6 protein-coding genes and 1 pseudogene are annotated in these 12,447 nt (G+C 61.2%); 6 read left to right on the top strand and 1 reads right to left on the bottom strand.

What is annotated here, in order from left to right:
* Window positions 1-390: pseudogene (locus ON19_RS43465) on the bottom strand (hypothetical protein); the annotation flags it as partial.
* 399 nt (window positions 391-789) lie between these two features.
* On the opposite strand from ON19_RS43465, the gene ON19_RS32120 reads away from it, so the two are divergent.
* From ON19_RS32120 to ON19_RS32095, 6 genes are all read left to right on the top strand, one after another.
* Window positions 790-4,017, top strand: coding sequence for an arabinosyltransferase domain-containing protein (locus ON19_RS32120; protein ID WP_043701411.1), 3,228 nt, complete (start codon window positions 790-792; stop codon window positions 4,015-4,017).
* A gap of 425 nt (window positions 4,018-4,442) precedes the next feature.
* On the top strand, window positions 4,443-5,828 hold the full coding sequence (locus ON19_RS32115) for a glycosyltransferase 87 family protein (protein WP_083899780.1): 1,386 nt from the start codon (window positions 4,443-4,445) through the stop codon (window positions 5,826-5,828).
* 717 nt (window positions 5,829-6,545) lie between these two features.
* Complete coding sequence (locus ON19_RS32110) at window positions 6,546-7,313, top strand: hypothetical protein (protein WP_043701394.1); 768 nt, start codon at window positions 6,546-6,548, stop codon at window positions 7,311-7,313.
* 44 nt (window positions 7,314-7,357) lie between these two features.
* Window positions 7,358-8,935 (top strand): endonuclease NucS domain-containing protein, encoded by a 1,578-nt coding sequence (locus tag ON19_RS32105; protein WP_043701391.1) that lies wholly within the window; start codon window positions 7,358-7,360, stop codon window positions 8,933-8,935.
* 700 nt (window positions 8,936-9,635) lie between these two features.
* Window positions 9,636-10,649 carry a hypothetical protein gene (locus tag ON19_RS32100; RefSeq protein ID WP_043701387.1) on the top strand — a complete coding sequence of 338 codons (1,014 nt, stop codon included), beginning with the start codon at window positions 9,636-9,638 and terminating at the stop codon, window positions 10,647-10,649.
* Window positions 10,642-12,102: a hypothetical protein gene (locus ON19_RS32095; RefSeq protein WP_043701384.1), complete on the top strand. Its 1,461-nt coding sequence runs from the start codon at window positions 10,642-10,644 to the stop codon at window positions 12,100-12,102. The genes ON19_RS32100 and ON19_RS32095 overlap by 8 nt, the downstream gene beginning before the upstream one ends.
* Window positions 12,103-12,447: the final 345 nt, after the last annotated feature.

Here is a 12,447-nt window from a genome sequence, read left to right as displayed (position 1 = left end):
GCCATCGCACCCTTGATGGACTGAGGTCGGCAAACAATTCGTAGCACCGAGCTGGTTGGCGATGTAGTGCGGTGGAGACCACAAATCATGGCCCTGATGATAGAGCCAGGTGTGGACTAAGTAATCGATCTCATCAGATTTGCATTCGGCACGATCGAGGGCCATCCGAGCTGCATTCACCGCCATATCCGGCGCTGAAATATGTTCAGCTACAGGTACTGCAGAGACCCCTATCAAAGCCGAGTTCTCCGGATCCAATCGGCCGTCGCCTATCGCTTGACTTGCAGTTTCGCGCCGAGGCGGAAACCAAGCTGCGACTCCTTGAATCCAGATATCGGATCCAAAATGCACAAGATCCCCCTTCGAGATGTGATCGGCGAACCGCGTCACGTGGACACCCCTGTCCTGGCCAATGGCCGCAACGCTTCCGCCCGGAATCAGTTAAGTCGAACCCTCGCCGTGAGTCAACCCCTCCAATCAAGTCGCTCACCTGCGACTCGCTCAGCGCACGACCGACAACCACGGACATCCGTTGCAATCTCATCGAAAGGGAGGCATAAAGCCGCTGGAAGCAGGGCGAAAGCGGCTAACCTCAGACATTCGCCACCGACCGGTCTGTTTTATGTGAACTAATAGGGCTGATGGTGTTCACGCGATGTGCACCCTCCCGTTTGGTACTGCAATCACCAAGCTTTGTGACCGCAGTGAGAAGCGGTAGCATGCGGCGTCGTGACTGTCAGTGAAGAAGCAGCGCGACTTGATACACAATCGTCGCCACACCCAGGGGGCCTGACAAGGAAGCAATCCGATCCGCTGCGCCCCGGCCTGAAGATACTCGCCGTCGTGGCTGGGATCATCGCCGTTGCAACAGCGCTCGCTCTTCCGTTCCTGCCGGTGACTCAACAGCAGTCCAGTATCGCGTGGCCACAGAAGTCCCTGAGCTCGGTGACCGCGCCACTGGTCTCATACGCACCGACGCAACTGTCTGCTGACATCCCATGCTCAGCACTCCATACTCTCGTCGACACCGGCGGGATAGCGGTGTCCACAATCCCGCGGCAGTCTCCGGACATGGAGCGCTACGGCTTTGTCGTTAAGGTTGTCGCCGACAGCGCCGATCGGCCAGGCAGGGTGGACGTAGTCTCACGAAACACCCTTATGTGGTCCGCGCCACTGGATCTCGTGCGTTCACAGAACTGCACCGTCGAGATCCGCATCGATCCGCAGCAGGCGACGGTCTCTGGAGCCTCGGCCCCCGCTCGCATTACAGGCACGGACCTTCGGCCGCAGGTTGTTGGAGTGTTCACCGAACTGCAGGGCGCGGCGCCACCGGGCCTTGCAGTGGACATCGAGATCGATTCCCGCTTCTCATTGTCACCGACCCCGCTGAAGATCGTCGCGATCGTCGTCTGTCTACTCGCTACGTGCCTGTGCTTGATCGCCTTGCATCGTCAGGATCAGTCAGACGGCCGAGCCACCCGCCGCTTCCTACCCAAACGGTGGTGGCGACCAGGTCTAATCGATGCAGTAGTGGTCGTTTCGCTGGTTTTCTGGCACTTCGTCGGTGCCAACACTTCCGACGACGGATATCAGCTGGGCATGGCGCGCGCCTCAGACAGCTCCGGATACATGGCTAACTACTTCCGTTGGTTCGGAGTTCCTGAATCTCCGTTTGGCACGCCGTATTACGACGTGCTCGCCTGGATGGCCAAGGTCTCCACGGCAAGCCCGTGGATGCGATTGCCCGCCCTCACCGCGGGCATCGTCATCTGGTGGGTTGTCAGCCGGGAGGTCATCCCGCGGCTGGGAGTTGCCCTACGCCGCGACAAAGTTGTCGTCTGGACAGCAGCCCTGGTCTTCCTGGCCTTCTGGCTGCCGTACAACAACGGCCTGCGCCCCGAACCGATGGAATCGCTGGGCGTTCTACTCACATGGGTCTCGGTCGAACGAGCGGTAGCAACCCGGCGCCTTCTGCCTGCAGCAGCAGCATTGATCGTCGCAGCGGTCACCTTGACCGTGGGCCCATCGGGCCTGATCTGCTTCGCCGCACTGATCGCCGGTGCCCGGCAGCTGACCCAAATAGTCGTACAGCGAGCTCGCCTCGCGGGGTACCTGCCACTACTTCTGCCACTGCTAGCTTGCGGTCTCGTAGTGCTCACCGCCGTGTTCGCCGACCAGACACTCGCCACGGTTCTCGAGATGATTCACGTGCATGGCTTGATCGGACCCGGTGAGCCCTGGTTCTTCGAGTACCTGCGATATCAGTACTTGTTGCAGATCAATTCCGACGGGTGGCTCACACGACGATTCGGTGTATTCGTAATGGTGCTCGGGCTGGTCGTATGTCTGCTGACGATGCTGCGCAGAGGCGGCCGCATCCCAGGCACCGCGACAGGTCCCGCCCTGCGCATCATCGGCATCACCCTCGGCGCAATGGCTTTGATGATGTTCACTCCAACCAAGTGGACTCACCACTTCGGTGTCTATGCCAGTCTGGCCGCGTCAGTAGCCGCACTGACCGCCGTAGCAGTGAGTCCTCGAGTCACCAAACCGCTACGCAACCGAGCACTGTTCGCCGCAGCTGTCTTCTTCGCTCTTTCCCTGTCGTTCGTCGGCGCGAATGGGTACTGGTATGTCTCCAGCTGGGGGATCCCATGGTGGGACAAACCGCCGACTTTGGCTGGCTTCGGACTGTCGACCTACGCCGCAGTACTGACGGTGGCGACGTTGGCTGCTGCCACGTGGTTCCACATACGACCGCCGAGCCGCCCCGATCTCCCTCCGTCCAATCCGATCGCACGCGTTCCCGTCCTAGCGGTCGTTGCCGCGGCGATAGTGCTGTTCGAGGTGCTGTCCTTTGTCAAAGCAGCCGTAACCCAATACCCGTCATACTCGTTGACCAAATCCAACCTGGATGCCGCTCTCTCCGACGGATGTGGCCTCGCGGACGACGTCCTGGTCGAAACAGACCCCAACGCCTCAATGTTGATCCCGCTGACCGCAAATCTCGCCGACTCCATAGCGGCACCCGAGACGGCGGGATTCACACCCAACGGCGTAGCTGCGGACCTGACCTCCGATGAGATTGAGTCCACAACCGGCCGCGCCAACTCCGTCGCTGAGGGCCCCACCAGGCAAGGAACAGCCTCCCAGACAGCTGGGTCCGGCACTGACACCTCCGAGGGAACAGGTGTCAACGGCAGCAACGTCCCGCTTCCCTTTGGGCTTGACCCCGCAAGAACTCCGGTGATAGGCAGCTATCGAGGCGGTGACCAAACGTCGGCTGAACTGGTCTCCCATTGGTATCGGCTTCCGGCCGCTGTAGACGGTAAGCGTGGCAAGCTAATCGCCATCGCTGTTGCGGGGAGGATACGATCCGTCGACGCCGACGGCGTCGTCCGTCCCGGACAACCACTGCATCTCGAGTACGGGCAATCCCAGCCCGATGGCTCCGTCGCGATCTTGGGGCAGGCGGAGCCGATCGACATTGGTCCGTCGCCATCATGGCGCAATGTTCGCGTTCCCATGGACCGGATACCAGCATCGGTCGATGTTGTGCGCATTGTCGCCACAGACAAAGACCTCAATCCCGACCAATGGCTGGCAGTCACTCCGCCACGCGTCCCCGAGACGCAGACTTTGAATGCTTTCGTCGGCTTGCAGCAACCAGTACTGCTCGACTGGGCGGTCGGATTGAACTTTCCTTGCCAAAATCTGATGCCGACCAGTGTCGGAATCGCACAGACACCGACCTACCGGATTTTGCCCGATCGAAACGGCGCCACCATCACAAATTTGTGGCAAGGCCACGACGGCGGCGGACCGCTCGGATGGACCCAGCTGCTGCTGGCATCACGGGTTCTTCCCTCCTACCTCGACGACGACTGGGACCGTGACTGGGGATCGATCGAGCAATACAGCCTGCTCGACCCCACTTCACAACCCGCCGACGTCACCGTAAAGAAGGTGCAACACTTCGGGACATGGACAACAGGACACATCAACACCCGTTACTGACAGGGGCGATTAGCTTCCGACTCCCATAAGCGGCTCGGGGCCTAAGACTCATAGTTTTGGCCCCGAGCCTAGAACTTACAAGAGTTCGTCCTGGGGACTGACCCGTTCCGTCTCCGAGCAGCCCAGGTGCTGGGACTGCCCGATCGTCATGGACCGGCGTGGGCTCGAATTAGCGTGCGCCGAAGCGATCGCCGCCGATAACCCGTTCTATCGGACCATCAAGGGCGTCCTCGTCGCCAGGCTCGAGGTAGCTCCTCCACCACCGAGCACCGATGATGGATGAGCCACGGCGTTCCTGCACGGTCCTTCCCGTGCCAACAGCCCCATTGGACCGGACACCAAGTTGAGGTCCCGCTCCTCCGCCCCAGGAATTGTTACGGTGTCCGTCCCCGAGAGTCGTTGCTAAGGGAGGTGGAGCGGGCGCGATGGAGCGAAACGAGGGCTCGACCGAGGTAGATGTACCGAGGAAATGGGCGGTATTGGCTGTCACCTCGGGTGTGGTGGCATCAGGAGTGCAGGCGGCGATCGTGCCGTTCACCGCAGCGCCACAGTTCGGGTTGCTTGTCAACCAGGGCGATCTGGAGATTTACCGCAACGCCGCACGCGCCGTACTTAATTCCGAACCACTGTATGTCGCGCCGATCCCACCGGGTGGGTGGTTCACCTACCCGCCTTTTGCGGCCCTGTGCTTCATACCGTTCGCGCTGACTTCCTTCTCAATGGCGAAAATCGGCTGGTTCGCGGTTTCGTGTGCGGCGTTGTGGGCCACGATCTGGCGCTGTTGCCGAGCGCTTCGCTACCGCGCCAGTGCCCACCTAGTATTTCTGAGCGGCGGGCTGGGGCTGGTCGCGATCGGTATCGAGGCAGTTCGGGGCACACTTTGGCAGGGGCAAATCAACCTAGTTCTGATGGCGATCCTGGTCTGGGATCTTACACGGCCCCCTTCGGCGCAACTGCGTGGTTTCTCGGTTGGGCTTGTAACCGGGATCAAACTGTCCGCAATTATATTCTTTCCCTACTTGTTGCTAACCCGTCAATGGCGCGCCGCCGTGACTGCTGTGAGCACCGGATCGGTGACTGTTGCAGTGGCTTGGTTGACGCTACCCGTCGATACCAGCGATTTTCTGCGCTATGCAGCCGGCAATATCGATCGGATCGGTCCTGTCACTCACCCTGGCAACCAGTCGATCAACGGCGTCTTGTCCAACTTATGGACATCTCAACACACCCAACTCTGGGTGTGGGTGGCCTGCGCCGTGATCGCGGCCACACTGGGGTACACCGCGGCGGTGATTGCACACCGCGATGGACAGTCGCTGCTCGGAATCGTCGTAATCGGATTGAATGGGTGTGTGGTTTCGCCCCTGGCGTGGGCCCACCACTGGGTGTGGCTCGCCCCCTTGCTCGTATTACTGGTCCATAGCGCGATCCACGCAGATCGGAACAAGTTCCTCACCGTCGCCACAGCCACCGGTACTTACGCGGTGTCCTCGATGTGGCTGACCAGTTGGCTCTACGTCGAAATCAAGCAACTCGGCCTCGTCGGGGCGCCTACCTATATCCCGGCAATGACCGCTGCCGTCGAACAGATGCCGCGCCCCATCCGTGCCATCGTCTGCGGAGCCCCGGTCACGGTCTACCTCACCGTCGTGACAACGGTCCTCACCCGGCAACGAAATGGTAAGGAGCAAACGTCGACACTTCTGCACGAACAATCGGCTGGGCGAACTGACTCGATGAACGCTACACCGGATAAGGTCTCATGCGACATCGCTGCTGCCGGGGTACCCCTCCGACGCGGCACGGGATGACGACTCGACCAACGGGCGCCGAACAACCTGAGGGAACGAATCCCCGACCGGATCGGCAAAGAGTTGATCCAACGGCACGGCGGATGCCCGGCTGCCGTGACATGTCATCAACTGCGGATGACACCGTCAGCAGCAGATGGGGGAATCGAACCCTGCCCCTCATGAGTACGAGTTGCCCAACGATCACCGTCGGGCCCGCCTAGCCTCGACAGCTTCGATCACCACGCGCCGCCCACGAACCGTCGTCACCGAACCCCGCCCGAAGACCGCAGAGTTGGGCCGATTGACCAACTCCAGTAGGGCATCACGATACATCAGATGGCATACACACCCACAATGACCAGGTATTTTTGGGACTGTCAGGATTCTGACACACCCTTGAGATGCCCCGCCGAGGGCACATCGAACATGGAAATCTGGCGGCCTATGGTCGCGGCGTCGCTGTTGTGTGCGGGTGATGGCGGTGCGCACAGTGCGCTGCGTGGCGGCCAGCGGGCATCCGACGTTCCGTCAGCGCGCGCTCACAGCCGCTAGGCGGGTTCTCGCGCACAGTGACAATCACGGCACCCAGCGACAACTACAACCTGTCGTACACTATCAATGCTGGATGACGAGCGGTGACAGGGAATGTCGGTGGTTGTCGCTATCGTCGGTATGGTGAGTTGGTATGGCGCGGGACGATTTCTGAGACCCGGTGACAGTCCGCCTGGTGAGTCGGTGATCGAAGGTGACATCTTCGCGATCCTGAACTTTGTGCTCGGCAACGGCGTTCGCCACTATCGGGTGGCCGGACGCTACGAACTACGAGCCGACATGATGTTTCTGGTGGGCGCTCGCGAACACCCGCTCGTCATCGAATACGACGGCGGGTACTGGCATCGAGACCGCGAGGACACCGACCTCAGAAAGATCTGCGAAACTCTAGAACTTCGTGGCTTGCACGACATCATTCGTCTTCGCGTGCACCCACTGCGGCGCCTGCGACCTGCCGATATCAGCATCCCGCAGCGTGCCGATGCCATGACGTGCTCCCGCCTGGTGCTGCTTCACATCGCGCATCGCCCCGAACCCTACGAGCTCGACGACGACACCCTGGACAGAATCCACGAGTTCCTCGCGTTCAGCGCCACCGTGCTGCCCGACGGCAACATCCATTGTGACTTCTGTCTGGAGCTGAACTTCGTTCTGCAAGGACATCGTTCAAGGACCCGTGGGAGGGTGCATCGCCTAGACAACCCAGGCGGCATCTCTTTCAGTGAGTTGGCGGCCGAGCTCGCACAACGCAGCCAACAGTACGAGGGTCTGTGGTGTCCGGATAGTCGTGAATGGGAGCAAGCAGAAGCTGCTGCCCATCAACGGTCCGGTTTCAGAGGCTGGTTGCAGCGGCAGCGAGCGGTCGCGCAACACGTGGCGCAGTCCAGCGAGGTGGGCTCCACTATGCCTCTGCTTACGAAATATGAAACCGGTTGGATCGAAGCCGGCTGAATCGATGCGAACTGTGAGCCACGAATCGACAAGCAGGAGATCCGATGCCAGCAGATCCTCATGAATCGCGCATCCGGGAGTTCCTTGCGCACCGACTCGACATCCTGGAACCTGGCCTGCGCCTTGTCGATCAGGAGTACCGGCTGCCGAACTCCAACGGGACTGGCGGTCGGATCGATATTCTTGCTCGCGACCAGCACCAGATGTGGGTAGTAATCGAGCTGAAACGGGCGAACAGGTCAGCCCGCGAGACAGCACAAGAGCTTACGAAGTATGCCGAACTGCTGCGTCGCGAGAAAGGGCTACCGCAGCATCGGATTCGAACGATGGCCGTCGCGCTCGAGCCGCAGTGGAGGGAACTTCTGGCGCCCCTGAGCAACCTTGCTCGAAAGTGGGACCACGATCTACGCGGCTACAGCTTGACCGTGGATAACGATGGCGTCCCGACAGCAGCGCGGAGGGTCGAGCTGCTCAGTGAGCCGGTCGAACAGAGGCTCACCTCAACGCATGTCATCTTCCTGTTCGACGATTCAGCCAAACGGGATGCCTGCTGGCAGTGGACCGTGCGATCGGCAGCAGACGCACATGCGATCGATCTCGTTGGTGTCCATCTCGACTACGACGGCACTTCCGACATCGTCATCTATCCGCACGCCCTCTACTTGGCCTTCGGCCGCATCGATAACCGCGACGGTGAGTCGCCGTGTGCGCATCTGTGTCGTCACGGAGTCCTCGACGATGAAGAACGCGCCGAGTACGTATATCCCGACGAATACGATGCACTGACACATGTGTGCGCCACCATCCGTTCGGATGATAAGGAAAGCGCAGGGCCAGATAAATTCACGCAGATCACCAACGAAGAGAACTGGACGATCAGCAAGATTCACACCACTGGCGCTTTCGCCACAGGCTTGTACGACGACGATGACATCGTCAGAGCTCTCCGCGGCCACGAGGGTGAGGCGAAGGTTCAGTACAGAGGCAGCGCCAGCAACAAAATCATCGGACAATGGCGCGAATTTAGAAAGGCAGTGATGACATGCCTGTCCCAGAACGACGACTGGACTGAACTCGTCGGCAACTGGCTCGACTGGCTGGCGCAAAAGGCCGAGGAATACGACGTCCATCTGCATATCTACAACCCCTGCGACATAATCACTACCCTCGTTTACGGGCTGCCTGACCAGTTGAAGAAGTACAGCCCTCTCGTCCTCGGCGTAGCGAAAGCCCGTGACGGGCATGCCGCCACATACTTCCTCCGCGGAGAACTGCGATGGAACGGCATACAGGTACCGCATCTCGGCGCACTCACCCGGATCGTTTATCGAGATCCGATCTCCTGGCATATACAGAGAGGCGAGACGCACCCGCTAGACCTCCAGTCGCTTCGCTTCTGGGGAATCCACTACCTCACCCACGAATTCGCTATGGACCCAACCTCGCCCGCCGATGCGGAGCATAAAGCGTCGATTCATTTCCCAAGCAGCCTCACCGCTGAAGAAATCGGCGAATGGGGCGGCGTGTTCCCACTGGACACGTTCATCGATCACCACCTCGAACAGATATCGCTGCTTGTCCAGGACTACGGAAACAGGTCTATTTGGACAAGCAGATCGTAGGTGCTCAGCGGTCCCGCAACTGGCCAACCGTGTTCCGAACCATTCCCCTTCTGGGCCATGAAATGCCACCTTGAAATGACTATTGGCTGAGGCGGAGCTGGAAAAGGCGGCTTTGAACGATATCGCGAAGGAAACTCGTAGACCCGGAACGCCGACGGGCAGCCGTGGCTCACCTGCAACGCTCGACCGCATCGCCGAGACGGCCTCCCGGGAGCGCGGTCCAGCTTCTCGCTAGACGCGAGCGTCGGCACAGCTTCCGACAGTTCAGGCGGGACAGCGAGGACGCCGATGCCTGTGCCGCCGAACTCGACAGCGTCAACACCCTCGCCTCCGCGATCTTCAGCTCTCTCTCCGGAGCACAGAGACTGCCCGACGGTTGATGTGGCTCGGTTCGCTGCTGAAAGTATCGACAGCTCAGGGGTTGGGGCTTGCTGGTGGTGGGGTCGCTCGGATCGTGGCGGGAGTGTGGGTCGGGGTTCTATTGTTGCGGCGGTGGGTATCTCGATTCGTTCGTAGGGCGTGCCCGGCGGGGGCTGGCCCTGCGAGGGCGAGCCGTGGAGCGGACCGGCAAAGGCACTTGGTGAGTCAACCCCGGGGCCGCGGCCCTGGGTGGATCGGAGTGTGCATCCCGTCCAATCTGTCACATGTGGTCGATATTCTCCGTTACGTTGTTGAGCCGCAATGGTGTTGGAGGGGTGCGATGGTAGAACAGCTCGACGTAGGCAACGCCAAGCTCAACGTAGGCAACGCCATGGAGGGCATCGGCAGGACCGTCGACGGTATCGGCAAGGCGGCGCGAACCGCTTCATCGCAGTTCGCCGGGCAGGTCGGCAACGTCAAGGACGCTGCCAGAGGCAGGGTCGAGAAGCTGACTGCGAAAGGGCCGGACCCCTACGATGTGGCCGTAGCGGAATACAACGGCGTCTTCACGGCGATGGCCGACAGGGGTCTGTCTCTGTTGCGTCAGCGCGAACGTTCGACGGACCTGATCGAGCTGGTCGAGCAGTTGGTGAACAGCATCACCAACACCCCGAAATCATTCGATACCGACTTCGACGAGATCGAGGTACATCGGAAACGGTTCTTGAACGCGGAGGATTTCGCTCAGAAAGAGCTGGAAGCGGCGCGGTTGTCGGCTGCCGGCGCCAGCGCCGGGTTCGCGGCGGGCACCGCGGTAGCGGGCCTGGCACCGTCGGCGGCGATGTGGGTCGCCACTACCTTCGGGACAGCGTCGACCGGCACCGCGATCTCGACCCTTTCCGGGGCGGCAGCCAGCCAGGCAGCACTGGCGTGGCTCGGTGGCGGCGCGCTGGCCGCGGGTGGCGGCGGCACTGCGGCAGGCACCACACTGCTCGCGCTTGCCGGCCCGATCGGCTGGACAATCGCGGGCGCAACCCTACTCGCGTCGATCGCCCTGTTCGCGAAGAAGAAGTTCGAGAATCGAGAGGCGAAGCACGAAGCGCTGACTGCGATAAAGCACAACACCGCCCTCGTCGAAGGCATGGATGCTCAGATCGACGACCTCCTCCAGCGGACGACCTCGCTCCGCGAAGGGCTGGTGAAGAGTTACGGCGAAGCCTTGGTGCATTTCCGCGCCGATTTCCACGCGCTCGCCCCTGCCGAGCGGTCGACACTCGCTACGTTGGTGAACAACACGAAGTCGTGCGCGACCATGCTGAGCATGCGCATCGAACAGGATGCCGATAGTGAGTGACGCTGCCGAGTTCGTCACGGGCACCCAGGAGCAGGCAGTTGCGTCCTGGGTGAGCTATCTCAACCAGCTCCGCATAGATAACTTTCTGAGCGCGCTCAGCCAGCAGGATGAGCACCTTCGGGACGCGCTCACCAGTGTCGATGAAGCCGTCAGGAAGATCGACCTCGAGGTGGTCGCCGCCAACCGCGGCGGACAGCATGGCATGCACGGCTTCATCGCCGAGATCGCCGAGGTCGGGATCGGCAACGCCCGAAAGCAGATCCTCGGCCACGAGGCCGTCTACCAGTGGGTCAACGACAACGGACCTGTCGACCTGATGCGCGGAAGTGTCGAGATCCAGCAGAAGTTCGTCGCAGCGGGTGGCCGCTTCTCACTGGGCGCGATCGCCGAGCACCTTCAGAAGTATCCCGAATACGTGCGCAACGGTGGGAAATACCAGATCCCCCGTGATCACTTCGAGGTGATCCAGCGGCTACATGCCTTGTCGCCCGAGGAAGCGAGCAAGCTACTGTCACGCAGCGGCGACGGACCTTCCCTCAGAGACTGGCAGCGGGTCCAGGCGTTCTTCCAAGACAGATCGGTCGGCTTCGAATCGCTCGAGCCCTCGACGCTCGAGTACAACGAAGTGCAGCGCGATGTCTACACCTCGACCATGGCGGCTGAAAAGGGCTCGCTCCGCGCCACGGACCGGTCCCTGCGCGACGCTGCCTACCAGCGCAGTCGTCCGGCGCTGCGAGAAGGAGGCACGGCCGCAATCACCGCCGCCGCGACCGCGGGCGGGACCGCGTTCGTACTGGCCGTGGTCGCCAAGCGTCGGGAAGGCAAGCGGCTCAATGAGTTCAGCGGGCACGACTGGATCGACCTCGCAGGCGAGACCGGCTCAGGTTTCGGCAAGGGCGGCGTCCGAGGACTGAGCATCTACGCGCTCACGAATTTCACCGCGACCTCCGCAGCCGTCGCCAGCTCGATCGTCACCACATCCTTCAGCCTCGCAGAACAAGCGAACAAGCTCCGCCGGGACCAGATCGACGAACTCGAGTTCATCGAGAACTCCGAGCTCATCGCCTTGGAGGCCGCAGTACGCGCGCTGGCCTCTTGCGTCGGCCAGGCGACCATCCCCATCCCGGTCCTCGGCGCCGTCATCGGCACCACGGTCGGCACTGTGATGTACAAGGCCGCCGCCGCATCGTTGACGAAGCGAGAGGCGGCGCTGATCGAGCGTTACCTCGACGAGCAGCGCACGCTCGACGAGCAACTCGCCGCGGAGTACCAGGCCATACTGGAAAAGCTGAACCAGAGCATGTCGGACTATCTCGGGCTGCTCGAACGAGCCTTCTCGCCTGACGTGCACGTCGCGCTCGCCGGATCGGTCGAGCTAGCAGTGGAACTCGGCGTGGCTTCGGACGAGATCCTGGATTCCGATGAGAAGGTCGACGCCTACTTCCTCGACTAGCGAGGGAGGCCACAGCCGACGCGGCAACCTATCCCTCAACTCGCGTCTGCCATTTTGCTATGGAATCCGTGGCAGCCCAACTGGGCTGCGGCCGACCGGGTCTGACTGGATGCGAGATCGGTGACGCCTACGAACAAGCAGTCCCGCATTGAGCACAAGGCACGACGCGACTACTACCGCGACCCGACAGCGGCTGGAAGGAAGTCGTTAACGGAACCGACGGCGAGGCTCTCGCCTGGCAGCAGGCCAATGTTTTCACGAGATCGCACGATGGCAAGCAGCCCACCAAGACAGCGACGTTACCCCCGCTAATTGATAGTTGGCTTCGAACATCAGCCGACCAGT

It is taken from the genome of Nocardia abscessus NBRC 100374 (assembly GCF_000308455.1).
GTDB classification, from domain to species: Bacteria; Actinomycetota; Actinomycetes; order Mycobacteriales; family Mycobacteriaceae; genus Nocardia; species Nocardia abscessus.
This window is presented reverse-complemented; position numbering and strand designations above follow the sequence as displayed.